Origin of the sequence: Moraxella lacunata (assembly GCF_900453205.1) — a bacterium.
GTDB classification, from domain to species: Bacteria; Pseudomonadota; Gammaproteobacteria; order Pseudomonadales; family Moraxellaceae; genus Moraxella; species Moraxella lacunata_B.
Window position 1 is genome coordinate 615,428 of the sequence record NZ_UGQU01000003.1, and the last position, 25,066, is coordinate 640,493.

27 protein-coding genes are annotated in these 25,066 nt (G+C 43.5%); 16 read left to right on the top strand and 11 right to left on the bottom strand.

Features of this window, described 5'->3' with window-relative positions; genetic code table 11:
• Positions 1-40 precede the first annotated feature (40 nt).
• A complete protein-coding gene (dnaX, locus tag DX073_RS12080) occupies positions 41-2,176 on the top strand; it encodes a DNA polymerase III subunit gamma/tau (RefSeq protein WP_115008272.1) in 2,136 nt (711 codons plus the stop codon).
• Positions 2,177-2,194: 18 nt separating this feature from the next.
• Here the strand turns inward: dnaX and can are convergent, their stop codons facing one another.
• On the bottom strand, positions 2,195-2,818 hold the full coding sequence (gene can, locus DX073_RS12085; RefSeq protein WP_115008273.1) for a carbonate dehydratase: 624 nt from the start codon (positions 2,816-2,818) through the stop codon (positions 2,195-2,197).
• Between the two features lie 196 nt (positions 2,819-3,014).
• Here can and DX073_RS12090 point away from each other — a divergent pair, with 196 nt between their 5' ends.
• Entirely contained in the window at positions 3,015-3,851 is an 837-nt protein-coding gene (locus DX073_RS12090) for a Crp/Fnr family transcriptional regulator (RefSeq protein ID WP_115008274.1), read from the top strand.
• A gap of 1 nt (position 3,852) precedes the next feature.
• On the opposite strand, the gene narL is transcribed toward DX073_RS12090, so the two are convergent.
• Positions 3,853-4,512: a two-component system response regulator NarL gene (gene narL / locus DX073_RS12095; protein WP_115008275.1), complete on the bottom strand. Its 660-nt coding sequence runs from the start codon at positions 4,510-4,512 to the stop codon at positions 3,853-3,855.
• A 90-nt stretch (positions 4,513-4,602) separates the two neighbouring features.
• Positions 4,603-6,666 (bottom strand): type IV pili methyl-accepting chemotaxis transducer N-terminal domain-containing protein, encoded by a 2,064-nt coding sequence (locus DX073_RS12100; protein ID WP_115008276.1) that lies wholly within the window; start codon positions 6,664-6,666, stop codon positions 4,603-4,605.
• A 315-nt stretch (positions 6,667-6,981) separates the two neighbouring features.
• On the opposite strand from DX073_RS12100, the gene DX073_RS12105 reads away from it, so the two are divergent.
• Together DX073_RS12105 and DX073_RS12110 are read left to right on the top strand one after the other, a co-directional pair.
• Positions 6,982-8,244 carry an MFS transporter gene (locus tag DX073_RS12105; protein WP_115008277.1) on the top strand — a complete coding sequence of 421 codons (1,263 nt, stop codon included), beginning with the start codon at positions 6,982-6,984 and terminating at the stop codon, positions 8,242-8,244.
• 163 nt (positions 8,245-8,407) lie between these two features.
• Positions 8,408-9,076, top strand: a complete 669-nt coding sequence (locus DX073_RS12110) for a glutathione S-transferase (RefSeq protein WP_115008278.1) — start codon at positions 8,408-8,410, stop codon at positions 9,074-9,076.
• A 6-nt stretch (positions 9,077-9,082) separates the two neighbouring features.
• Here the strand turns inward: DX073_RS12110 and DX073_RS12115 are convergent, their stop codons facing one another.
• Positions 9,083-10,063, bottom strand: a complete 981-nt coding sequence (locus DX073_RS12115) for an NAD(+) kinase (RefSeq protein ID WP_115008279.1) — start codon at positions 10,061-10,063, stop codon at positions 9,083-9,085.
• Between the two features lie 254 nt (positions 10,064-10,317).
• On the opposite strand from DX073_RS12115, the gene DX073_RS12120 reads away from it, so the two are divergent.
• From DX073_RS12120 to DX073_RS12130, 3 genes are all read left to right on the top strand, one after another.
• Positions 10,318-11,040 (top strand): Bax inhibitor-1/YccA family protein, encoded by a 723-nt coding sequence (locus DX073_RS12120; RefSeq protein ID WP_115008280.1) that lies wholly within the window; start codon positions 10,318-10,320, stop codon positions 11,038-11,040.
• 132 nt (positions 11,041-11,172) lie between these two features.
• Positions 11,173-12,918, top strand: a complete 1,746-nt coding sequence (locus DX073_RS12125; protein WP_258556946.1) for a phospholipase D family protein — start codon at positions 11,173-11,175, stop codon at positions 12,916-12,918.
• A 238-nt stretch (positions 12,919-13,156) separates the two neighbouring features.
• Positions 13,157-14,545 (top strand): MFS transporter, encoded by a 1,389-nt coding sequence (locus DX073_RS12130; RefSeq protein ID WP_115008281.1) that lies wholly within the window; start codon positions 13,157-13,159, stop codon positions 14,543-14,545.
• Between the two features lie 22 nt (positions 14,546-14,567).
• On the opposite strand, the gene DX073_RS12135 is transcribed toward DX073_RS12130, so the two are convergent.
• A complete protein-coding gene (locus tag DX073_RS12135; RefSeq protein ID WP_115008282.1) occupies positions 14,568-15,431 on the bottom strand; it encodes a LysR family transcriptional regulator in 864 nt (287 codons plus the stop codon).
• A 149-nt stretch (positions 15,432-15,580) separates the two neighbouring features.
• On the opposite strand from DX073_RS12135, the gene DX073_RS12140 reads away from it, so the two are divergent.
• The 3 genes from DX073_RS12140 (at position 15,581) to DX073_RS12150 (ending at position 18,737) form a co-directional block, all read left to right on the top strand.
• Positions 15,581-16,705 carry an ImmA/IrrE family metallo-endopeptidase gene (locus DX073_RS12140; protein ID WP_115008283.1) on the top strand — a complete coding sequence of 375 codons (1,125 nt, stop codon included), beginning with the start codon at positions 15,581-15,583 and terminating at the stop codon, positions 16,703-16,705.
• Positions 16,705-17,202, top strand: coding sequence for a DUF4411 family protein (locus DX073_RS12145; RefSeq protein ID WP_115008284.1), 498 nt, complete (start codon positions 16,705-16,707; stop codon positions 17,200-17,202). The genes DX073_RS12140 and DX073_RS12145 overlap by 1 nt, the downstream gene beginning before the upstream one ends.
• Before the next feature lie 185 nt (positions 17,203-17,387).
• Positions 17,388-18,737, top strand: a complete 1,350-nt coding sequence (locus tag DX073_RS12150) for an NtaA/DmoA family FMN-dependent monooxygenase (RefSeq protein WP_115008285.1) — start codon at positions 17,388-17,390, stop codon at positions 18,735-18,737.
• 94 nt (positions 18,738-18,831) lie between these two features.
• Here DX073_RS12150 and DX073_RS12155 read toward each other — a convergent pair whose 3' ends face one another.
• Positions 18,832-19,230: a Cd(II)/Pb(II)-responsive transcriptional regulator gene (locus DX073_RS12155; RefSeq protein WP_012340851.1), complete on the bottom strand. Its 399-nt coding sequence runs from the start codon at positions 19,228-19,230 to the stop codon at positions 18,832-18,834.
• 70 nt (positions 19,231-19,300) lie between these two features.
• On the opposite strand from DX073_RS12155, the gene DX073_RS12160 reads away from it, so the two are divergent.
• Positions 19,301-19,915: a cation diffusion facilitator family transporter gene (locus tag DX073_RS12160; RefSeq protein WP_039195096.1), complete on the top strand. Its 615-nt coding sequence runs from the start codon at positions 19,301-19,303 to the stop codon at positions 19,913-19,915.
• 83 nt (positions 19,916-19,998) lie between these two features.
• Here DX073_RS12160 and arsB read toward each other — a convergent pair whose 3' ends face one another.
• From arsB to DX073_RS12175, 3 genes are all read right to left on the bottom strand, one after another.
• A complete protein-coding gene (gene arsB, locus DX073_RS12165; protein WP_115008286.1) occupies positions 19,999-21,015 on the bottom strand; it encodes an ACR3 family arsenite efflux transporter in 1,017 nt (338 codons plus the stop codon).
• A 3-nt stretch (positions 21,016-21,018) separates the two neighbouring features.
• Positions 21,019-21,423: an arsenate reductase (glutaredoxin) gene (gene arsC, locus DX073_RS12170; RefSeq protein WP_115008287.1), complete on the bottom strand. Its 405-nt coding sequence runs from the start codon at positions 21,421-21,423 to the stop codon at positions 21,019-21,021.
• 64 nt (positions 21,424-21,487) lie between these two features.
• Entirely contained in the window at positions 21,488-21,790 is a 303-nt protein-coding gene (locus DX073_RS12175) for an ArsR/SmtB family transcription factor (protein WP_014550505.1), read from the bottom strand.
• A 171-nt stretch (positions 21,791-21,961) separates the two neighbouring features.
• On the opposite strand from DX073_RS12175, the gene DX073_RS12180 reads away from it, so the two are divergent.
• A complete protein-coding gene (locus DX073_RS12180; protein WP_220186751.1) occupies positions 21,962-22,132 on the top strand; it encodes a hypothetical protein in 171 nt (56 codons plus the stop codon).
• On the opposite strand, the gene DX073_RS12185 is transcribed toward DX073_RS12180, so the two are convergent.
• Positions 22,117-22,290, bottom strand: coding sequence for a hypothetical protein (locus tag DX073_RS12185; RefSeq protein WP_220186752.1), 174 nt, complete (start codon positions 22,288-22,290; stop codon positions 22,117-22,119). The two genes, DX073_RS12180 and DX073_RS12185, sit on opposite strands and share 16 nt — an antisense overlap.
• A 48-nt stretch (positions 22,291-22,338) precedes the next feature.
• A complete protein-coding gene (gene cueR, locus DX073_RS12190) occupies positions 22,339-22,728 on the bottom strand; it encodes a Cu(I)-responsive transcriptional regulator (RefSeq protein WP_115008288.1) in 390 nt (129 codons plus the stop codon).
• Positions 22,729-22,900: 172 nt separating this feature from the next.
• Here cueR and DX073_RS14400 point away from each other — a divergent pair, with 172 nt between their 5' ends.
• The 4 genes from DX073_RS14400 (at position 22,901) to DX073_RS12210 (ending at position 25,052) form a co-directional block, all read left to right on the top strand.
• Entirely contained in the window at positions 22,901-23,044 is a 144-nt protein-coding gene (locus DX073_RS14400; protein ID WP_174521842.1) for a hypothetical protein, read from the top strand.
• Positions 23,045-23,121: 77 nt separating this feature from the next.
• On the top strand, positions 23,122-23,859 hold the full coding sequence (gene copM, locus DX073_RS12200) for a CopM family metallochaperone (protein WP_115008290.1): 738 nt from the start codon (positions 23,122-23,124) through the stop codon (positions 23,857-23,859).
• 334 nt (positions 23,860-24,193) lie between these two features.
• Positions 24,194-24,646 (top strand): MarR family winged helix-turn-helix transcriptional regulator, encoded by a 453-nt coding sequence (locus DX073_RS12205; RefSeq protein WP_115008291.1) that lies wholly within the window; start codon positions 24,194-24,196, stop codon positions 24,644-24,646.
• A complete protein-coding gene (locus DX073_RS12210; protein WP_115008292.1) occupies positions 24,630-25,052 on the top strand; it encodes a PACE efflux transporter in 423 nt (140 codons plus the stop codon). The genes DX073_RS12205 and DX073_RS12210 overlap by 17 nt, the downstream gene beginning before the upstream one ends.
• Positions 25,053-25,066: the final 14 nt, after the last annotated feature.

Consider the following 25,066-nt stretch of genomic DNA (forward strand, 5'->3'; position numbering starts at 1 on the left):
ATAATGGCACAAATTTATACCGCTCATTTGCCAATCTGTCATGTCCGAATACCAAGTTTTAGCACGCAAATACCGCCCCAAAAATTTTAGCGAATTATTGGGGCAAACCCACGTCTCCCAAGCCCTATCGCACGCCATTGATACAGGGCGATTGCACCACGCTTATCTGTTTACAGGCACTCGTGGCGTGGGTAAAACGACCATTGCACGGATTTTGGCAAAGTGCCTAAACTGCGAAACGGGCATTACCAGTACGCCCTGCGGTGTGTGCGATACTTGCGTGAGCGTGGATAATGGGCGGTTTATTGATTTGATTGAGATTGATGCGGCAAGTCGCACCAAAGTAGAAGACACTCGGGATTTGCTAGAAAATGTCCCCTACGCTCCCACGCAGGGGCGGTACAAAGTGTATCTCATTGACGAGGTGCATATGCTCTCCACGCATTCGTTTAACGCCCTATTAAAAACACTAGAAGAACCGCCCCAGCACGTCAAATTTATCCTAGCGACCACCGATCCCCAAAAGCTCCCCATTACCATTGTCTCTCGCTGTTTGCAATTTGTGCTTCGTCCGATGTCGCAAGCGTTGCTCCACGCCCATTTAGCCAAAATCCTACACGCTGAGAACATCGCACACGATGACACCGCCCTGTGGCAACTGGCTCAGTCCGCCAAAGGCTCGGTGCGTGATGCCTTATCCTTGACCGACCAAGCCATTGCGTTTGGCGGGGGACAAGTCGGGGCGGATACCGTCATGGAGATGCTCGGGCTTGTGGATAGCCTTGATGTGCTGGATTTGGTGCGTGATATTTATCACGATGACCGCTCGGGCGTGGCTCGCCATATTGCCCGAATGCGTGAGCAAATGGTGGACGCAACCGCCTTGCTTGACCGCCTTGTGGACAGCTTTCATGCGATGGCTCTGGTGCAGATTTTGCCCGATATGCCCCTTGATATGAACGATGAGCAAAAACAGGCATTTTATCATCTTGCCCACACTTTACCTGCCGATGTCATACAGCTTTATTATGAGATTAGTGTCAAGGCACGAGACAGCGTTCGCCTTGCCAGTACACCCATGCAGGCGTTGGAAATGGGGATTTTGCGACTGCTTGCGTTTCGTCCGCTTGCTCATAATGAAGTCATTTATCAAGAACCCAAACCAATTTTAAATCAAGAAATAAATAATGCTATCAATCAAAGTTTAAATGATGAGAGTTTAAATGATGAGAGTTTAAATGATGAGAGTTTAAATGATGAGAGTTTAAATGATGAGAGTTTAAATGATGAGAGTTTAAATGATGAGAGTTTAAATGATGAGAGTTTAAATGATGAGAGTTTAAATGATGAGAGTTTAAATGATGAGAGTTTAAATGATGAGAGTTTAAATGATGAGAGTTTAAATGATGAGAGTTTAAATGATGAGAGTTTGGCGATTTCACAAAATACAGAAATTATAGAAAATCACCATCAAGAAATTGGCAATCAAGAAATTGGCAATCAAGAAATTGGCAATCAAGAAATTGGCAATCAAGAAATTGGCAATCAAGAAATTGGCAATCAAGAAATTGGCAATCAAGAAATTGGCAATCAAGAAATTGGCAATCAAGAAATTGGCAATCAAGAAATTGGCAATCAAGAAATTGGCAAAGCGGTAAATAATTCTCAATCAATCAATGACATTAAGCCATCAGGACAGATAACCAAAGAGCAGTTAAAAAATGAACTCATGCCACAGCAGGTAGCGTTGGCAGGCGAGTGGACACCAGAGAAATGGGATTATTGGGTGGCGGTGGCACGCCGTGAGCATAAGCTCGATGCCGATGAATTGGCGATGGTGAGTCATGCGATGATGGTGGGGCAGATAGATGGCGACTGTCAGCTGTATGTGCCTGAGCATAATAAGCAGATTTTTTCAAGTTTTAAGAGCTTTGCCAAAAAATTTGGTCAAGATTTTGCAAATGGTCGCTTGTGTGATGAGATGCCACTGCTGTCCCAAAGCGAATTTGCTCATCTTGCCACGCCTGTACAAAAACAAAAACAACGAGATGAGCAGGTATTAGCCATCGCCAGCAATCAGCTGTTAAACAGCCCTGTCTTACAAAGCCTGTATCGAGGCAACTTTATCAATGATGACAATGCCATCACGTCGGTGCGACTGACGTTAAATGAGTAGAAGTGAGCAGGGCGATTGCTACACTTCATACACAAAAGCGTCTTTTAGCTGACTAAAATCATTCACACTCACCTCTAAGTCATGAATCAAGCCGTCTTTTAACCCATAAATCCAGCCGTGTACGGACAGCTTTTGCCCCCTGTGCCATGCGTTTTGGACGATGGTGGTGTGGCAGACGTTGGTCACTTGGCGTTTGACATTAAGCTCGCACAAAAGGTCGGTTTGCTCATCGATGTTTAGGTTGTCAAATTTATCCAAATATTGATAATGAATGCCTTTGAGTGAGCGTAACCAGTTATCAATCAGTCCAAACTCTTGGTGCGACAGTGCCGCAAGCACCCCACCACAGCCATAATGACCGCAGACGATGATATGCTCAACCTTTAACATGTCTACGGCGTATTGTAGGGCGGACAGTAGATTCATGTCGGTGGCGACGACCATGTTCGCCACATTGCGATGGACAAACAGCTCGCCTGGCATGAGTCCAACCACTTCATTGGCAGGGACACGGCTGTCAGAACAGCCAATCCAAAAATAATTGGGCGACTGCTGACGGGCAAGACTGGGAAAATAATCAGGGTCACGAGCGGAGAGGCTCTCTGCCCAAAAACGGTTGGATTCTAATAAGTCGGATAACATGACGGCTCCAAATGCAGTAAACTATACTATTAAAATAGCACATTTATCAAGCGTTGCCATACCAATAACCGCCAAAGTCAGTAGGTAAAAACTAGCCAAAAGGGGTAGGTCGCGGTTTTGGTCTGTGCTTTTGGGGAATATGGCAGGCAGGCAGGGCAGGGTATGATAATGCCACTTATTTTGTATAGCTGACATCATGAAATCTGCCGAACACACCAAAAAAGCCTACCTTGATATCCTACAAACGCACCCTTTATTCGCTCTGCTGCCCCAATCTGAGACGGGGCAGGCGGTCAAAGATGAACTGCTTAGCCAAGTGGTGATTCATGAATATGCCAAGGGTGAGCTGATTTTTATTCAGCACAGCGTGGTTGAAAATTTGTATTTTTTGCTAGATGGGCAGGTGATGTGTCATCGTGAACTGCCGAGCGGGCAGGCGTGCTTGATTGCCAGCTATCATGAGATGGGGCTGATTAACGAGAGCGTGCTGTGGGGTTTGGAGACAGATGATTATCCCAACTTTGGTACGGGCATTTATCGGGTTGGGCAGGTGGATGATGTGGATGGGAAAACCCCTAGCAAAGCCAATATCGCCACACGTCATTCCAAACTGCTCATCAAAGAGCGAGGCATTCATCAGCTGACCGCCACCGCCAAACAGCCGACCATTGTGGCGACGTTGCCAGTGCAGGCTTATTTTGAGAGCATTGCTAGCTTTGATTTAGGCAACCTCATCATGTGGTTTTGTGATACCATCAGCAAACGCATGTACTATCATCTTATCAGTAGCGACCTGCTTGCCTTTGTTCAAGCAAAATCCAAACTTAGCTACTATTTTCTTACTCATTATCCTGTGGGCGTGCCGTTTGAATTGCCATTTAGCCAAAAACAGTTGGCAGGGCAGATTGGACTGCGTCCTGAGACACTCTCTCGCACCCTAAAAGAACTCATTAGTGCAGGACTCATCACCAAACGCAAGTCGCAATACTGCCTGATGGACGCCGAAGGGTTATTGGAACTCGTGAGCGAGTAGACTATTTATCCAAATGCCCGACCGCCCATACCGCCGCTTCGACACGAGTACGCAGACCGATTTTGGCTAGGATGTGCTTGACGTGGACTTTGACAGTGGATTCGGCAATGCCCAGTTTGTTGCCTATCATCTTGTTGCTCATGCCGTCTCGTATCATGTACAGCACTTGGAGTTCACGGTCGGTCAGGTCAAGATTACTCTCAGGCTGGGCAGGTTTTCGCATGGCGGCCGCCAAAATAGGGGCAAGGGCAGGGCTGATGACAAGCTCGCCACGCAGGATACGGCGGATATTACCAATAATCTCATCAGGTTCCATGTCTTTTAACAGATAACCGTCCACGCTCAACGCTAGGGCGTCTTGGACGTCTTTGATGTTGTCAGAGACGGTAAATAGTAGCACCTTGCCGTCAATTTGGCGTTCTCGGATGGCTTTTAGAGTTTCAAGTCCGTTCATCACGGGCATGTTGTGGTCTAGCACAATCAAATCCACGCTCTCATCTTGTAAAAAGCTCAACGCTTCAATGCCATGATTGGCTTCCCCTGCCACTTCAATATCCATCTCTAAGGATAATAAGTCTGCCATGCCACGCCGTAACATGGGGTGGTCATCAACAAGTAATAGGTGGGCAGGGCTGGTGGCGGTATAGATTTTTTGACTCATGATAATATTTTTGGTTGGTTGGGTGAAATCGGTTAAGTTAAATAAATAATCGGTTTAATAAATGTGACAGAATACTCTATTATACCCCATTTATGACTCCGATGTTTTACCAAATTCATCATCGAGTTCATGGGTAAGCTCATAAGTGACGGTGCTGATTTGTTCGGCAGTCCATTCTTTGAGCTTGGGTTTGGGGCGTGGACTTTTTAGCTTTTTTAAGAAAAATTGGGGTAAAAAGCGAACGAATACTTCGGTGCCTGTGGGACGAGTTGGCTCGGTGCTAATCGTACCACCTAGACTCAACGCCCGCTCGCCCATGGTACTAAGCCCGTAGTGTTCAGGTTTTTCTTTGTCACTTTGACGAATGCCAATGCCATCATCACTGATACGCAAGATGACTTCATAACTGATGCTGTCTTGGTAGAGCGTGATATTGACGTTCTTGGCGTGGGCGTGCTTGTGGACGTTGGACAGAGCTTCTCGGGTGATTTGCAACAAATCCACCTGCTCGGACGCAGATAGGTTTAGGGTTAATACTTGGTTGTCAAAGTTGATGTTAAATCCGCCTTTGGCTTCAAACTCTTTAACCGTTATTTTTAAGGCGTCATTAAAATCGCCCCCATCCACTTTTAGGCGGAAGGTGTTTAATAAGTCTCGCAATTGGGCGTAGGCGTGACTGGTGCCGTCATTTAGGTCGGTGCGGACTTTGTCTTGTTTTTGATGGATTTTTAGTAAAGTTTCTCTATTTTGTAGGTTTGGCTCATTAGCAAGCAGTTTTTTCTCTTGTTCGCCTAGGGTTTTTAGCATGGCGGACTGGATTTTTAGGTGCGACAACGTCTGGGCAATGGAGTCGTGCAATTCACGGGCAAAGGTGTTACGCTCTTCGGACAGCAGTAGCTCTTCGGCTTGTTTTTGGCGTTGGTTTGACATAAAGGTCAAGGCGATGAGCTGTGCCAAAATACCAAGCAGGTCATGCTCAGATAAGCCGTTATCGTCGCTGATGTTAAGTAGGGCAATGCGGTTTTTTGCCACGGGGCTGACAGGCTCACGCACCAGTAGCTCACCCCAGTTGGCATCAGTGCTTTTGATGGGGATGATACGGGTGTGCGTGTCGGTTTTTAGGTCGCAATACTCGCAGTCGTCAGGCGTACAAAAGTCATGATGTTTACGCTCCGATAGACTCATGATGACGTTATTTTCAAAATTTTGCCCATGAATGCACAGCGACAGCTCCGTGTTGGGCAGTAGGTGGGCGAAATTTTGAATGAGTTCATGAAGCTCTTCGGTGTTGAGATGGTGCGTGGTGGCGATTTTCTCAGCAAAATGGTACAGGCTGTATAGAGCCTTGTTGCTTTGGGTGAGATGGTGTGTTTTGCGTTTGACTTCGGCTTCAAGCTCGGCTTGGTGGTTTTTGATGAGTGTGAGCATGGCAAAAAAAGCGTCCGACAGCTCGTTTAGCTCTTGATAGCCTTTGATGTCCATCTTGCCCGCCTGCATGTCAAGCGATTTGCCTTGCCTAAAGTGCCGAGCGGTGGCAGTTAGGTTTTTTAGGGGGGTTAGAGCATTGCGGTGTAGCTCCCACATGCCGACCAACATTACAAAGGTGATGAGTAGTAGCGAGATGATTTGGACGTGCTGTTGGTGTTCTTGGCGGTACTCGTTGCGTTTGCCGATGGCGTCCACCAGATGATTGACATCATCCAAAAACACCAAAGAATGCTGATAAAATGCCGTGCTGTCGCTTTGTTTTAAACTTGGAAGTAAGGTGTGTTCCCAATCATGGCGGATTTTGGTGAGTGCCTTATCAATGTCGCCATGTTTATTGCTGTTCTTGGCTTGGTATAGGCTTAGTTTGTCAAGACGGGCGGTCATGTCGTCTGCCAAGATGGGGTTTGGCGTGTGGGGTGAATTTGGGTTTGCCGACAGTGCCAACTCGTGATTGATACGGTAGGTTGCCATACGGATGGAACCTGCGTCATTGATGGCTTGGGCGTCCTTTTCGGCGGTATTGGCAAGATAAAAACTGTATGCAGAAGCGGTCAAAATCGTACAAAAAATAAACGCCACCGCCAAGCCTGCACGCCGTGTCATGGAATGCCCGACCGTGGTCGGATTTATCCAATGGGCAAATTGTTTTAATAAGGCAAGTGGCACGAGCTATACTCCCAAAAAGTTCATGACTAAAAATGATGAATGATTTTTAGTAAAATTGGTCAGCTAATTTTTATAAGTAATTGAAAAAAAGTATTTTATAAGTGATAAACCCAAATTAAGCCATACTACCAAAGAAGTAGTTGGCTATTATATAGAAATTTTGTCAATAAAAACTTGATTATAATCAAGGATTTTTTAATAAAATTTCACTATGATAACAACAATATTGAAACATCTCTTTAACAAACTTGGCGATGGTAGGTAGGACAACTTTATCATTAGCCACGCCAATTATACCTTAATTAAGGGGGGATTATGGCAACCGAAAAATCAAAACAACTGCTGGTCTTGACATCATCAACCATCGCATTTACCGTCTGCTTTATGATTTGGATGATGTTTGCGGTGCTTGGCATTCCAATCCAAAAGGCACTTGACTTATCCGAAACCCAATTTGGACTACTTGCCGCCACGCCTGTCTTGACAGGCTCGCTTGTCCGCTTACCGCTTGGTATGATGACGGACAAATATGGCGGTCGCATTGTGTTTTTTGCTCTGATGATAGCGTGTGTGGTGCCGATATTTTTGATGAGCTATGCCAATGCTTATTGGCAGTTTTTGGTACTGGGTCTGTTTGCAGGGCTGGCAGGCGGGTCGTTCTCGGTGGGGATTGCCTATGTTGCCAAATGGTTTGAAGCGGAGCGTCAAGGCTTTGCCATGGGTGTGTTTGGGGCGGGTAATGCAGGCTCGGCACTGACCAAGATGATAGGCCCTGCGATTATTGTTTACGGTGGCTGGCAGTTTTTGCCAAAGGTGTATGCAGGCATTATGCTCATTACTGCCATCGGTTTTTGGTTTATGTCGTTTGACAAAAAAGAACACCGCTCGGCAAGTAACGCAAGTTTCGCCAGTCAATTGGCGGTACTAAAAGACCCCAATGTGTGGCGTTATAGTCAGTATTATTCTATCGTCTTTGGCGGTTATGTCGCCCTTGCCTTGTGGATGACCAAATACTATGTCAATGAGTATGGATTTAGCCTACAAACGGCAGCGTTTTTGGCGGCGTGTTTTAGTCTACCAGGGGGCGTTTTGCGTGCGCTCGGTGGGTGGCTGTCGGACAAATATTCTGCCCATACCGTAACTTGGTGGGTGCTTTGGGCGTCATTTTTGTTCTTGTTTGTCTTGTCTTACCCACAAACAAGCCTTGTGGTGCAAACGGTGGATGGTGAGCGGGCATTTCATATCGGGCTAAATTCTACCATCTTTACCATCTTGATTTTCTTATTGGGCATTGCCTTTGCCATCGGTAAAGCGTCCGTGTTCAAATACCTATCGGACGAATACAAAGACAACATGGGGGCAGTCTCTGGCGTGGTTGGTCTGGCAGGGGGCTTGGGCGGATTTATCCTACCCATCATGTTTGGGGCGGCGGTGGATATAACAGGCGTACGCTCATCGGCATTTATGATTATGTTTGGCGTGGTGTGGGTGAGCCTTGTGTGGATTTATATCTGTGAAGTCAAACCAAAAATGGAAGAAGGTCATCAGGCGATGTTAAAGATGAAAAATAAATCATAAAACATCGGCTAATAACCAATCATCAAATCAGGCGGTCTATGACGGGTCGCCTGATTTTTGTTTGTGTTTTGGGTGGGGGTTTGGTATGATGGCACCAAGTATCAATGAATTTGGCAAGATTGAAATTAAGGCGGTATCAATCATGCCCTAACAGGAAAGCCCCATGCTCACTCTTCATCATCTTAACCAATCTCGCTCGTTTCGTATTTTATGGCTATTGTGCGAACTAAACGCCTTATACGGCACGCCCTTTCGTGTCATCAAACACAACCGCACCAAAAGCCACCTTGCCCCAAAAGAGCTAATAGAAATTCACCCCATGGGTAAAGCCCCGATTTTGGTGGATGAAACCCGTGGGCGGACGCTTGCCGAGTCGGGCTTTATCATTGAATATCTACTACGATATTATGACACGGACGGCAAATTATCACCCGCTGATGAGACGTGGGAGGACTATACGTTTTGGTTGCATTTCGCCGAAAGCTCGCTCATGCCTAACTTGGTCATGCGATTGGTATTTGCTAAAATCGTGCAAAAGTCGCCATTTTTTATCCGTCCTGTCATCAAAAGTGTGCAAAAGGGCGTTGAGAAGTCTTTTATCTCGCCTAATGTAGATAAAGCCCTGACTTTATTAAATAAGCATTTGGCAAATCGGCATTATCTGTCAGGGGCAGGGCAGGGGGTGTTTGGTGCTGTGGACATTCATCTGCATTTTGGTATTGCCCAGATGAAAAAATCGGGTGGGCTGTCTGATAAATGGATGCATGTCCATAACTGGCTAGCATACTGTGAATCTCGCCCCAGTTTTGAGATGGCACAAAGTTATGAGTAGTAAGCCCTACTCATCTTTTAATGAAAACTCTTCGGTATATAAGCTCCAATTAAGCTTGGTGCGACAGGCTTGGTAAAAATCTACGTCCAAAGGGTGTAGGAGAATTAAAGATTTTTCATGCTTGGTGATGAGTAGGGTTTGGTCGTTGTCTAGCGGTACGCTTGCTTCGCCGTCAGAGCTGACCATGGGCTGAGTGCGGTTGTCTTTGTGGATTTTGATGGTGATTTTGCTGGTGCCTGCAACCACGATGGGGCGACTAGACAGTGTGTGCGGGTGCATGGGAGCCAGACAAATGGCATCTAGGCTTGGATGAATGATAGGGCCTCCTGCTGAGAGTGAATAGGCGGTAGAACCTGTTGGGGTTGCCACAATCAGCCCATCAGCATGCTGACGATAGACATCAATGTCATCAATTTGTAGTTTAAAATCAATGGTATGCACTGATTTACCTGCGTGTAGTACCACATCATTTAGGGCATAGCTTTCATGAAACACTTGCGTGTTGCCGTCATCATCTCGCCCGAGTACCTGCATTTTTAACAAAAAACGCTCATCGGTGTGATACTCGCCAGCAAAGACTTCTGATAGCTCCATCTCCAAACGCTCAGGGTTGATGTCCGCCAAAAACCCCAGTCGCCCACGATTGACCCCGAGTACTGGCACGCCCGTTCCCGCCAAGAGAGAACCCGCCTGCAAGATAGAGCCGTCGCCACCGACCACCATGACCAAGTCGCAATGCTCGCCCATGCGACCACGTGGCACGATTTTGATGGGGTTGTCATCTCTATCAAAATCGATGTGTATACCCTCAATGCTGGCGGTGCTGGTGTCAATGGTGATTTCTAGTCCCCACTCTGACAGCAGGTTAATGAGTTCGTTTAATGTGGTGATGATGCTTTTTTTGCCGGCACGCCCCATGAGTCCAATGCGTTTGAAATGGCTCTTTTGGATATTAAAAGATGTCGGTGAAATGGCGGTTTCGCTCATGATGGCAACAGTCCTGATATTATTATCTTTAAAAAATAAAAAGCATATGATAACCAAACTCCGCCCAGACTACAAGTAAAAACCCATAAAGCTTGTAAATGATACCAACATCCCCATTAATCAAAAAAATACCCATGCTGTTTTATTAAAATGGCAAAAATACTTGATTTTTAAAAGCAAATATAGTATAAAACACCAAACTGTTTTAACTCTCAATTTATCAATCTATTCTTAATTTTTATATAAGGAAAATTATGGCAAACCCTATTGTTAGTCGTACCGAACTACTGGCAGGTGATGTACCGATGACGGTCAATGGTGTGGTCAAAAAGACTGCTCTACTGCTTGGCATTTCTGCTGTTTCGGGCTTTGGAATGTTTTTCTTTGCTTTGATGAGTGGCGCGTCATCAGGAGTATTAATGGGCTTGGCGGTGGTTGCCATGTTGGTTACCATGGGTCTAGGTCTCGCCACTGCCTTTAAGCCACATCTGGCCAAAACACTTGCTGTGCCTTATGCTCTGCTAGAAGGCGTATTTATCGGTGTTGCCTCTGCTTTTGCCTTTTATAAAGCCCCAAGCGTGCCACTACTTGCCTTATCAGCAACTTTTGTTACTGGGGCGGTCATGCTGACCCTTTATACTACGGGCATCATTAAAGTGACCGAAAAATTCCGCTCATTGGTAATATCTGCCTCTATCGCTATCATGATTGTTTATGCCATTCAGTGGATTATGTCGCTGGTGTTTGGTAGCTCGATCCCACATCTGTTCGGTGGCGGTATGATTGCCATTGGGTTTAGTGTTTTTACCACGCTCATCGCTTCTTTCTTTTTGTTAATTGATTTTAAAAACATCGAAGATGGTGCCATGTATGGCGTGAACAAAGAGTTTGAATGGGTCTATGGCATTGGCGTGTTAGCAACGCTGGTGTGGATGTACGTTGAATTTTTACGCTTGATTGGTTATTTGCAAGAATAATCATCTGTTAAAACAACAAAAACGCTCTGATGTCAGGGCGTTTTTTATGGCTGGTTTTGATGAGAAATAATAAACATCTCCCCAATTTTTTGTTATAATTTGCCAATTTTAATAAAGCATGAGTTTATAATAATGACTTCTCGTATGTTGATGATGGTGGGGCTAGGCACTGTTTTGCTAGGCTGTCAATCATTGCCATCCACACCGCACCTTCCTAAAAGCATCGAGCTGACCGAGCGGGTGCATTTGGCACATGAAGCGTTGCTTGCCAAGCGCTTGAATAATCAAAGCAATCACAGTCAGGCTTATCTCAACCAGCGAGATGATGACCCAGATACAGGTTTTTTGGGCAAAGAAATCAATCTGGAAACAGATGCTCCGTCTCAAGAAGAGTTGTCTTTGAGTACCATCATTGATGAGCAGACCGAATACCATCCCACGCTATCGGGGTATTATCCCATCGCCACAGGAGCGAATGCGTTTGCATCGCGCAGTATTTTATCTGACATGGCAACGCACACTATTGATGTACAGTACTATATCTGGCATGATGACGAAGCGGGATTTTTGATGCTAAAGGACTTGTGGCAAGCGGCAGAGCGAGGTGTGCTTGTTCGCTTGCTTTTGGATGATTTTAATGGCAATCCTAGGCTTGATGAACAGCTTGCCTTGTTTGCTAAGCACCCTAACATTGCTGTGCGTGTGGTAAACCCCTTTACCTATCGCCGTTATAAATTCATGAATTATCTGACATCGCCTGTGCGTATTAACGTGCGCATGCACAACAAGAGCATGACTTTTGATAATCACATCAGCATCATCGGTGGGCGTAATATCGGCAATGAGTACCTAAACAACCATCAAAACAACCACTTTGCTGACCTAGATGTTCTGCTTATTGGCGAAGTGGTGGGCGACATTACCAAAAGTTTTGATGAATACTGGCAATCGCCAACGGCTTATGATATTGAGACACTAGTATCAACAGGCAAAGAGCGACCCCACCAGTCGGCGATGGCGGTATTTAGTAAAGATAACGACGATGGTTTAAATGCCACCAAAAATGAGCGAGCCTTGCGTACCTACCGCAGTGCCGTGGCGAGCAGTACCATTGGCAAGGATTTGCTCAATAAAAATGTGCCATTTCGCTGGGTTGATATGAAATTTTTGGCGGATGATGTGGCAAAGCTCAACACCAAAGTCAAAAATGAAAATCCCAAGGACGGTCATCTGGTCAGCAAACTTCGCCATGAACTCGGTCGCCCCAAAGAACGCCTAAGCATCATCTCATCGTATTTTGTTCCCACCAAGGACGGTGTGCGTACACTGACCACCCTTGCCAAAGATGGTGTGAACGTGAGTATACTGACCAACTCATTTGATGCCACTGACGTGGGTGCGGTGCATGCAGGATATGGGCATTGGCGTCAGGAGTTGTTGTCAGCAGGCGTGAAGATTTATGAGTTAAAATCCACGGCTAAAAACACCAAAGAAGATGAAAATAAACTATGGCGTACCAAACGCATGACCACCACCAGTCTGCACGCCAAAGCCTTTGCTGTGGACAATCATAAAGTGTTTATCGGTTCGTATAATATTGACCCACGTTCGGCAAACATCAACACCGAGCTTGGCGTGATGATTTATGATGAAGAGCTGGCGTATCAGCTTCACAATGCCCTAAATAATGCTGGCGACCAAGAAAATTCGGTCATTTTAAACCAAGTTTATGAAGTGCGCTTGGTGAATGGGGAGCTTCAGTGGCGAACCTTAGAACAGGGGCAAGAAGTGATTTTTGACAAAGAGCCACACATGAACACCCCTGAGCGTATTGGCGTATCATTCATGAGTTGGTTGCCGATAGATTGGCTATTGTGATTGCTTATGTCTAGGGCGTGCCTGCCATTGATAACATGTTTGCAAAATACGATGAAAATTTGACAATTTTAAGCAATTCTTGCAGGAAAAACGTGCGATTTTTATCATTTTATTGCAAATACCAAAAACACGCACGTCCTAGATGGCTGAATGTTAATTTTAACAAAATACATAAAAATTGTTGCTATTTTAAGCAGTTTTTAGTACATTATACAAAAATAATACACAAATATTTACAATGCCACAAGCTACCTTATCCTCTCATCATATCCGCCTGATTGCCACGGTCGCTTCGGTGACCATGTTGGCATTTTTTGATTATGCCTTGGTGTTTTATCTCAAAGAGGTGATTGCTGACAATTTCTTTGGCGGGCGTGAAGTGATGTGGTTGTATTCGATGCAGGTGGTGGGACTGTTTTTAGGGGCATATATCGCCCACCCTATTGGTGGGTTTTTATTGGGGCAATATGGTGATGCCAACGGCAGGCGAGCGGTCTTATTCTTGAGCTTACTGGGCTTGACTGTGTTTACTTTTATCATTGCAGTACTGCCAACCTATCATCATTTGGGGGTGCTTTCTCCGATTTTATTTATCGTTGCTCGCTTTGGGCAGGGGTTTGCTTATGGGGGTCAGATTCCGTCTGCCTTGGTGCTACTTACTGAACAGTTGCCCATGAGACGAGTGGGGTTTGGGTGCAGTTTTGTTGTGGTGGGTGTTTTGATCGGGGTGCTTTTGGTGAGCCTGCTGTCCAATTTTTTGGCAAACATTCTAAGTTATGCAGACATGCTCAGCTATGGGTGGCGGATCCCTTTTGTCATTGGTGGTGTGCTGTCAGCATCATTGCTGTTGTCGCTACACACTTTAAAAGAAACCTCCATCGATGTGCAGACCAAAGACCGCCATGCTGAAGCTGGGCATACGCTCAGTGCCATGAGTTTTGATGGATTAACTAAGACCCAAATCCAAGACTTAGCAGATGCTAATATTTTTCATGATGACAAACCCCAATCCATCCAAAAATCACCTTTAGTTCAAATCATCACCAAAAATCGCCTATCCAGTCTTATCCCTGCTGTACTAGTATCATGGATTATGCTGAGTGTCTTTATTGTCATTGCCATAATAATGCCGATGCTACTTAACATTAGCTTTGCGGTGTCGGAGAGTATTTTGGTATTCGGGTCGGGTCTTGCGGTCTTTTTTATGATGATTGGCTGTGCGTTTTATGGCTATTTGATGGATAGGGTGAATGCAGGTAAAGTGATGATTTTCGGCGGTATATTCTTTATCGTTAACACATCACTGTTTTTTGTCCAGTTGGGGCTTGGTAGTGATTTAATGCTACTGTGGTTTGCTCTGCTTGGGTTTTCGGGAGGTATGATTGCGACGTTGCCTGCGGTCTTGGTGCGACTGTTCCCCAGTAAAATCCGCCTAACCAGCATTGCCTTAACTTATAATGTTACTTATGCATTGGTAGCAGGTGGTGTGCCGTCACTGTTGGCATTTGCCACGTTTCATCTACCACTTGCCCCTGCTTTGTATCTCTTATGGGTGGGGCTTCTGACGATATTTTTAAGTTTTTATATCTATTATCTGCCCAGAAGCGAGCGAGACATCGCCAGATAATCATGTGATAATCATGTGACAGTCATGTAGCTTTATCCATCACAAACTCCACAAACTTTCTCACTATCGCAGACGGATAACGCTGGGACGCATAAAGCATAAATAATTCATAATCAGGCTTTTTAAGCTCTGGCAAAATCTCAATCACACGATTGTCTTTTATCCACTCATTTGCCGTAAAATCAGCTACTTGCCCAATCGCCTGCCCCTGCAAAATCATATGTTCAACCGCATAAACATCATTACTGGCAAACCAAAACGGTAAGGTGATTTTCTCTTTATTCATTTGAACAAGCACTTCTTGTTCGCCATTTTTTGCCCAAGTAGCGAGCGGAAAATGTTTCAAATCCTGCAAAGTTTTGGGCGTGCCAAACCGTGCCAATAAATCAGGGTGGGCAACCCATTTTGTGCCAAGGGTGGCGACTTTTTTGGCGATAAAATCATCGCCGTGCAAATTGCCAATGCGAAACGCCACATCAATGCTATCAAGACTTAAATCCAAAATGCGGTCGGTCATTGTGGCGTGGATTTGCACATTGGGGAATTTTTGCCCAAATTCACTTATCCACGCCAAAACAGGTTCGCATTTGGGCGGGGCGGAAATTCGTAGCATACCTTTTAAATTTTGCTCATCATCAAACAAAACCTGCTTGGCATTTAACAAATTATCAATGGACAAATGCACTTCATCATAAAGTTTTTGCCCTGCAAGCGTGGGTTTAACCCCTGATTTTTGGCGGTCAAACAGCTGAATTTGTAAGGATTTTTCCAGTTCAGCAATTTGACGGCTAATGGTGGCGATTGGTACGCCCAGTTTTTCGGAAGTTTTGGAGAGACTGCCGTATTTAATCACGGAGACAAATAGGGATAAGGCGTTTAGGTTCATAAGATTTTCATTTTTGGAACAATTTGCTTATTTTAATGGATTATCGTACTGTTTTTCAAATGTTTTTGAGCAAAATAACAAAATGGATTTTCATCTATAAAAATGGTATAATTTTTACAGATAATTAACTTTAAAAACTGGCGAAAATCGTGGAATTGCAAATTTCCCCTACTATGATAAGTTGGATAGCAGAATTGGAGCATACAAATGCCCAAACGCTGGCAAACGAACTCGCCCCAAAAAAAGTTGATAAATTTTTGCAAGGTTTGTTGAGTAAAACAACCGCCATTCAGCTTGCCAAACGAGCCAATATTCCTTTTGGCTACTTGTTTTTGCAAACGCCACCACAAATTAATTTGCCTAATATCCCTGATTTGCGTCAAACAATCGGAGCCGAGCCATTAAGTGCAGATTTTTTTGAGATTTTACAAGATATTGAATATAAACAAGATTGGTTTAAAGAATATCTTTTGGATAATGGCAATGAACCATTAGATTTTGTTGGAAAGTTTAAATTTTCCCCAAATTTAGACTCCAAAATTGTTGTTCAAGATATTATCAATACACTAAATATTGATTTGAAAAATGAAATTAAAAATCTAAATAAAGATAATTATTTTAAATTTTTAAGTCAAGAATTTGAGCGTATTGGGATTTTGATTTTTAAAAATGGCGTGGTTAAAAATAAAACCAATCGCCAATTAAGTGTTGCTGAGTTTCGTGGATTTGCATTGGTAGATAAAATTGCCCCTGTGGTTTTTATTAATGGTTCAGACAGTCCGTCTGCTCAGCTTTTTACGCTTGTTCACGAAGTGGCACATATTTGGATTGGACAATCTGGTGTTTCTTCTTGGAATCAAGACCAAGCCGTAGAATCTTTTTGTAATAAAGTAGCAGCCGAGTTTTTAATGCCGACTGATATTTTTATACAATATTGGCAAACAGAAAATAGTAATGATAGCATCATAAAATTAATGGCTTTATTTAAAGTCAGTAAATTGGCGATTATTATCAAAGCAGTAACGCTGGGTTTATTATCTCCCCAAGAAATTCATAATGAGCGAGCTTATTTAAAACGCCAAGAAAAAAATACAGAAACTGCTGGTGGAAATTTTTATAATACCGCTAGCATTCGCCAAAGTCGTAAATTTAGTGAAGTTGTATTAAATCAAGCAGTTAGTCAGCATTTACCATTGCGAGTTGCAGGGCAATTACTCAATATGCACGCCGATAAGGTAATGGTATTTTACCGCAACCGCAGGGGAGAAAATTAATGCGATATTTGATTGATTCTAATATTTTTATTACGGCTAAGAATGTATTTTATCAATTTGGCTTTGCTCGTTGCTTTTGGGATTTGTTGATAGAATGGCATAATAGGGACACTGTTTTTAGTATCAATGCGGTTAAAGATGAGCTTTTAAAAGGCAATGATGAGTTAAAAGATTGGATTAATAATAAATTGCCAGATAGCTTTTTTCAAGACCATTTTTTATCAGTGAATAGCTATGCAAAATTAATGCAATATTCACAAACATTACCTGTTAAAGATATTGCCAAACAAGAATTTGCTAGAATAGATAATGCTGATTCTTGGCTTATTGCCCACGCAATGCAACATAATTTTGCGATTATTACCCAAGAAAAGCGAGATATCAATAATAAAAAACGAATTATGATTCCAAATGTTGCTTATGACCATAATGTTCAAACAATAACGCTGTTTGAATTTATGGAACAATATGCAGGACACAATTTTTCAGTAAAATAATGACTTTTTTAAAATAATGCCGTTTAAATTTGATTTTAGAAAATCAGTTGGACGGCATTTTATTTTTGGACAGCCTAAAAAATATCTTTCCAAAAATGAAAATCAAATTCTCATAAATCGCCATTCAATTATCAATTTTAAAATTTTATAATACGCTCATTCCATTTAACAAAAGAGAAAAATTTATGAAAACTCATTCAAAACCAACCCATAAACTGCTACTGGGCATTTCCAATAGCGAAAGTTACGGCTTTCACCCTGCGGCGTGGCGATTGCCGTCTGCCCCTGACAATGCCTTTACCGACATTGATGTCATCATTAAAAAAGCCCAAATGGCGGAGCAAGGCGGTTTGGATTATATTTTTTATGGCGACAGAGTGTTTTTGCACGAAGATTTAAACGAGCGTTCGCCCTTGTTTGCCAGTATTGAACCAATGGTTTTGCTATCAGCGATTGCCCCTGCCACTAAACGCATTGGACTGGTAACATCAGCGTCCACATCGTTTAATGAACCCTACACTTTGGCAAGACAACTTCGTGCCATTGATGTCATCAGTGGTGGACGAGTGGGCTGGAATGCCATTCCCAGTTATGAGCCACAAGCCTTTGCCAATTATGGCAAGCCTGTGCCAAGTAGCGATAAAAAATACGAAAGACTGCACGAATCGGTGCAAATTACCCAAGCCTTATGGGGCAGTTGGCAAAAAGAAGCAGGCGAGCCTGACAAGGCAAGTGGGCGTTTTGCCGATATGCGATACATTCAGCCGATTAACCTGCAAGGCAAGCAAGTGGGGTCTTATGGACCTTTGCAAATTCCGCCGTCAAAGCAGGGGCAACCTGTGATTTTTATGCCCTTTGCCAGTGGTAAAGGCATTGAAGCGGCTGCCTTGTATGCCAATGCGATGGTTGCGATGCCGTCCAATATTGCAGAAGGCAAACAGCAAATTGCCATTATGAACGATATGGCAAAACAAGTGGGGCGTGAAGTCAATGAAATCAAACTGTTGGCATTTTTAAATTTGAGTTTGGGCGACACCGAAGAAGATGCCGTTGCACACCGTATGACATTGGACAGTCAAATGGGTATGGATTGGATTATGGGGCATTTGGCGGTGGTGTTGGGCATAAACCTTGACCCCAGCCAAATTGACACGCCATTAACCGAAACACAAATTGCGTCCTTACGCCCACGCTTACGCACACCCCAAAGCCATAAAGTCATTGAACTTGCCAAACAAGGCAAAACGCCACGCCAAATTTTAGCCTATGGGCTGTATGAACCGATGTTAAATTTAATCGGCAGTCCAAGCCAAGCGGTTGATATGATGCAAGAATGGCTAGAACAAGGGGCTTGTCAGGGCTTTACGCTGATTTTAAATGACAACCAGCACGATTTGCCGATTTTGATTGAGCAGGTCATTCCGATGTTAAGGGAGCGGGGATTGCGAGCCGATGATTATCTTGGCGAGACTTTGCGAGACCATTTGGGGGTAGATGAACAACTGGGACTGGACAGTAGAATGGTTGGGAAATAGGGTTTGGGGAAACACCGTTTGGATTTGGGTTCAAGCGGTGTTTTTTATTGGAATTTTGGAAAATGATTTTTCAGGCTGCCTGAAAAATATTCCGCTATTCTTTTTCTTTAATACCTTGAATAATCTGACACTTATCAACCGTTTTATTTTCACAACCCACAAATTGCATTAAAAAAGTTTTAACTTGTTGTAGTTCTGTGATTTGTTCATCTAAATATGCCAAATGTTGCTCGGCAAGTGCATTGATTTCATTGCATTGTTTGTTAGGCGTTTGTTGTAATTGCAACAGCGTTTTGATGTTACTTAAAGAAAAACCGATATTACGGCAAGTTTTAATAAAGCGTAATTGTTCTAACTGATTTTCATCAAACACACGATAGCCATTTTGTTGATGTGTAGGGGCGATTAAGCCTTGTTTTTCATAATAACGAATGGTTTCCAAATGTACGCCTGTTTGTTCACTGGCTTGTTTTATTTTAAAAAATTTTGACACTTTAGCTTGACCCTGTAATGACTACGGAGTTTATAGTATAGCAAATTTCATCTTAAAACAGGAGCAAAAAATGGCGTGCCAAAATTGTTGTGGTTCAAATCAGCCCATTCATCAATCGCCCAAGTACAAAAAAGCCTTGTGGATTGTCTTGATATTAAATTTATCAATGTTTTTTGTGGAAATTGTGATGGGGGTTAAATCGGGTTCAACTTCGCTGTTGTCAGACAGTTTGGATTTCTTGGGCGACAGTGCCAATTATTTGATAAGTTTGATTGTTTTGCCAATGGCGTTAAGTTACCGAGCCAAAGCATCTATGGTTAAGGGGCTAACGATGGGCGGTTTTGGTTTATTTATTTTAATGACGACCATTTATCGTGTGTTTTATGGGGAAATGCCCAGTTATTCTGAAATGAGCATTGTGGGATTTTTGGCGTTATTGGTCAATGTGTCGGCATTGTTGATATTATTAAAATTTCGTGATGGCGACAGCAATGTCCGCAGTGTGTGGGTGTGTTCCCGAAACGATGCGATTGGTAATGTGGCGGTAATTTTGGCGGGTATGGCAGTTTATTTTTTTCAATCAAAATATCCTGATTTAATTGTGGCGTTTGTTTTGGCATTTTTGGCATTACAAGCCAGTCAAGAAATCATCAAAAGGGCTTGGGCGGAATTAAAAGTCAGTTAATTTAAAACACCGTTTGGATTGATGTTCAAGCGGTGTTTTTGTTTTGAAATTTTGTAAAATAACTTTCAGGCTGCCTGAAAAACCTACACCCCTTTATTCCCCAGCGATTTTCGGTTTATCCACCACACCAGCGAGAGCATCACAGGCACTTCCACCAGCACACCGACCACCGTTGCCAATGCCGCCCCAGAATGCAAACCGAACAAAGAAATTGCCACCGCCACCGCCAATTCAAAAAAATTACTCGTGCCAATCAAGCACGCAGGGGCGGAAATTTCGTGTGGTAATTTGAGCCATTTTGCCAAAACGTGAGCCAAGGCAAAAATGCCGTAAGTCTGTGCCAGCAGGGGAATAGCAATCAGCAGAATAATCAAAGGGTTGGCAATAATGGTTTGGGCTTGAAAGGCGAATAGCAACACCACCGTCAAAATCAAGCCCATCACGGAAAAGGGTTTTAGGCTGCCTGAAAATTGTGCCACCGATTTACCCGATTTTTGTAAATAAGAGCGGGTAAGCCAGCCTGCCAGCAAGGGCAACAGCACATACAAAACCGTGCTTAAAATCAAGGTATTCCACGGAATTTCTATGTCGCTTACGCCGAGCAATACGCCTGCAATCGGAGCATACGCCACAATCATAATCAAATCATTGACCGAAACCTGCACCAAAGTGTAATTGGGGTCGCCTTTGACCAGTTGCGACCACACAAACACCATTGCCGTACACGGTGCCACACCCAGCAAAATCATGCCGGCAATGTATTCTTGTGCCGACTGTGCGTCCACCCAACCTGCAAAAAACACCCGAAAAAACAACCAGCCGAACACCGCCATCGTAAACGGCTTGACCAACCAGTTGATAAATAAGGTTAAAAATAAGCCCTTTGGTTTTTTGCCCACGTCTTTGATTGCCGACCAATCAATCTGAATCATCATCGGATAAATCATCAGCCAAATCAGTATCGCCATAGGCAAATTCACATGAGCCACTTCCAAAGATGCAACCCATTGAAATACATTGGGCAACCAAACACCCAAAACCACGCCCAGCACAATCGCCAACGCCACCCAAAGGCTTAAAAAACGTTCAAACAACCCCATGATTTACTCCTTATGATTAATAATTTCGCCGTCTTCTTTGACAAACGGGATCGCAAAAGGCGGTAAAAATGCCAAAACTGTTTCGGACGGACGGCATAATTTCACGCCTTTTTCGCTCACCACAATCGGACGATTGATTAAAATCGGTTCACGAAGCATGGCGGAAATGAGTTCGTCATCGCTTAACTTTTCGTTTTGCAAACCAAGCGTTTCATACGGCACTACATTCGTCCTAAGTAACTGGCGGGGCGTGATGCCCATGCGTTTGATTAAATTACGCAAAATCGTTTCACTTGGCGGATTTTTCAAATATTCAATCACTTGTGGCTCAATACCAGCGTGGCGGATGAGTGCCAGCACATTGCGTGAAGTACCGCAGTTTGGGTTGTGATAAATGGTAATGTTCATAGTTACTTCAATCTTTCAAGAAATATAGAAATATTTGGCAATAATTTTTCAGGCTGCCTGAAAATCACTGGCAAGATTCGCCTGTTTGAGAACAGCAGTTTTGGGTCAGAAAATGGGTCAATGCCATCATCAAATCCAGCTCGGCAAAATAACGCATGTGCCGTCCTTCCTGCACCACACGCACAAGCCCCGAATGCAACAGGCTTTTTAGATGAAAAGACACATTATTCGGGGCAAGGTTAAGCTGTTTTGCCAAGTCGCCAGCAATCATGCCAGTACTGCCTGCGGCGGTAAGTTGTTGAAAAATCGCCAGTCTTATCGGAGAAGACAGGCTCTCAAAGAGTTTGCTTGCTTGTATCGTATTCATAGGCGTAATTATAACAAGAAATTTCAATATTTCAAGTATGATTGAAATGTTTTTTAATTGTCCGAAGCCACCTTTCCAAATCCAAAAAACCACTTCCCATTTTTCGCTATTCTTATCCTAATTTCAATACATTAAAATACGCTCATTCCATTTCATAAATAAGGTAAAAAAATGACCAAACAAATTCAATTTACAAAAACAGGTTCGCCTGATGTCCTGCAAATCGTTGATGTACAAATCCCCGCCCCCAAATCGGGCGAAGTGCAAATCCAAATGCACGCTTTGGGGCTAAAGGCAAAAATCATAATCACATCATTTAAGTACACTTACACCAGCGTGTAATTGGGGTCGCCTTTGACCAGTTGAGACCAAACAAAAACCATTGCCGTACAAGGCGCCACCCCAAGCAAAATCATACCTGCAATGTACTCGCCTGCCAATTGTTCATCTACCCAGCCAGCAAAAAACACCTTAAAAAACAACCAGCCCACAAGTGCCATCGTAAAAGGCTGTTATCAAGCTATGGCATTCATCTGCTTTGATGGTGGTTAAAAATCGCCCAAGCCTTTTAAAATCGGGCAGTCGGGGGCGTTGTCGCCGGTGCAGGCGTTGCTCCACGCCTGCAAGGTGGCTTTCATCTGTGTCAGTTCTTCGATTTTCTGGGTCAAAAATTCAATGTGCGTATTTGCCAATGCTTTGACTTCACAGCTTTTGCGGTGTGGATTGTCTTGCAGTGCCAAAAGCTCGCCAATTTGGGCAAGCGAAAAGCCCACGCCCCTTGCTTTGGCGATGAATTTTAGGCGGTCAAGCGTATCATTGCCATAAATACGATAGCCTGATGCACTGCGTGAAGTGTTTGATAACAAACCGACTTTTTCATAATCACGGATTTGCTTGATGGACAGCCCTGTGGCTTTGGACGCTTGACCGATGTTCATTGTTGCTCCTTGTTTTGGCGTTTGTAAAAAATTGTCAATCCGCAAAAATAATCCTTGACCCTAACGCAAGGTTAGGCTTTATGATACGCTCATCAAAACAAAAAAGCAATGTTTTTAGTGGCTTAAAAACGGTTTTTGTTTTGATAATCAACCTTTAATTTGGAGAATTGTTATGAACGACATCATCAAAAACCCAAACGCCCACTGCGGTTGCCAATCTTGCACAGGGCAAAATTGCAATCCAAAATGCAACTGCCAAAATGGCGAGCCGTGCATTTGTCAAAACTGCACTTGTGGCGATTGTGATTGCAAGTAATTGATTAACTAAAAACATTGGGCGGGCTTAGGTTTGCCCAATGTTTGCCAATTCCCATTTTGATAAGGAAAACTGTAATGAAAATGTTTAAAAACCGTGCCGTGCAATTATCTGCCCTTGCCCTTGTTGTGGCGACTTTGACCGCTTGTAGTAATGCCAAAAACGATGTACCAACGCATTCTAATGTAGGCGATAACAATTACACCCAAAGCACTCACGACACCACAAACAACCAAAACAGCCACGCCAATATGAACCATTCGGCAATGGCAATGGACAATCAAAATGCTCCGCCCCATACCCAAGCCTATCTTGCAATGATGAACAAGATGGGCGATGAGATGAGCAAAGCGGGCAATCTTGCTGATGCTGATACCGCTTTTGCCAAAGGTATGATTCCGCACCATATCGGAGCAGTTGAGATGGCAAAAGTACAGCTTGAATTTGGCAAAGACGAAACAATGAGAAAGCTTGCCCAAGCGATTATTGATGGACAACAAGCCGAAATTGACTTGATGAATGGCTGGCTGAATGGCAAAGACACGACCACCCAAAACGCCAACGCCCCACACGCCAAAGCCTACGCCACTGACAATTCACACAGTGAGATGATGACGGCAATTTATGAGACCGACCCTGATGTCGCCTTTGCCAAAGCGATGATTCCCCACCACAAGGGAGCGGTTAATATGGCAAAAGTGCAATTAGAATACGGCAAAGATAAAGCAATGCAGGATTTGGCAAAGCAAATCATCAATGCCCAAGAGCCTGAAATTAAGCTGATGGAAGATTGGCTTAAAGGGCAAGGACGATGAACATTTGACTTAAATACGCCATTACCGCCTTTTTGGTGGTGATGGTGTCAGAAATCGCCAAACGAAGCAATAAATTGGGTTCGCTCATCTCATCACTCCCAATAATGACAATGCTGGTTCTATTTTGGTTGTTTGTAGAAAATGCGGATTGTGCTGATTTAACAAAACACCGTTTGAGTTTGTTTTAAAAACAAAACAAGCGGTGTTTTTCTTTTCAAATTTTGCAAAATAACTTTCAGGCAGCCTGAAAAACTTCATTTCCCCCAATCCAAACTTGCATTTCGTCCCAAAATTTATTAAAATACGCTTAATTTAATAAATTTTGGGACTTTCTATGTCCATTGCCAATCAAAAATTTCAACGAGCAGCACAAATTACCTCCGCCATTCATCAAAGTTACAGCGATTATGCCAAAAAATTTAACTTAAATTACAATGAGCTGGTGGTGTTGCAAGGCTTATTTTGTGAAAAAAACTGTACGCAAACCCACATTTGCACCACTTGGGCGTTGCCTAAACAGACCGTGCATAACATCTGCAAAAAATACATTGAGCTGGGCTTGATTGATGTGCTTGATAATCCAGCCGACAAACGCACCAAATTATTTGCCCTAAACGCAAAGGGGCGTGAATTTGCCTTGCCGATTATTGAGCCACTGTTGGCGTTAGAACAGGCGTGTGTGGCGGAATTTGGCGAAACAAGAACAGACGATTATTTAAATATCTTTAATGAATTTCAAGAAGTGATTAAAAAACACATAGGAGCGGATAATGCAACTGTCGTTTAAAGAAAGGGTGATACATTCGGTTTTGTTTGAAATTGGCGGCGTTACGCTGGCAAGCCTTGCGGTGATTATTGTCGGCAATGCCGAAACTGCCAATGCCGTTGCGGTCGGCGTTACAATGGCAACGGTGGGGATGGTGTGGAATTTTGTGTTTAACCTGTTGTTTGACAAAGTGATGAAGGACAACCGTGCCGAACGTGGTATCGGCTTGCGGATTGTGCATACTTTGCTGTTCAAATTGGGAATGCTCATCATCGCTACACCCATAGTGATGTATCTGATGAATTGGACGCTTATTCAAGCCCTGCTTGCCGATGTGGGGCTGACGGTGCTGATTGCTGTTTATGCCTTTATGTTTAATTGGTCTTTTGATGTATTGCTTGCAAAATTGCAAGCCGATGCCGTCTGAATTTTTTGTTAATC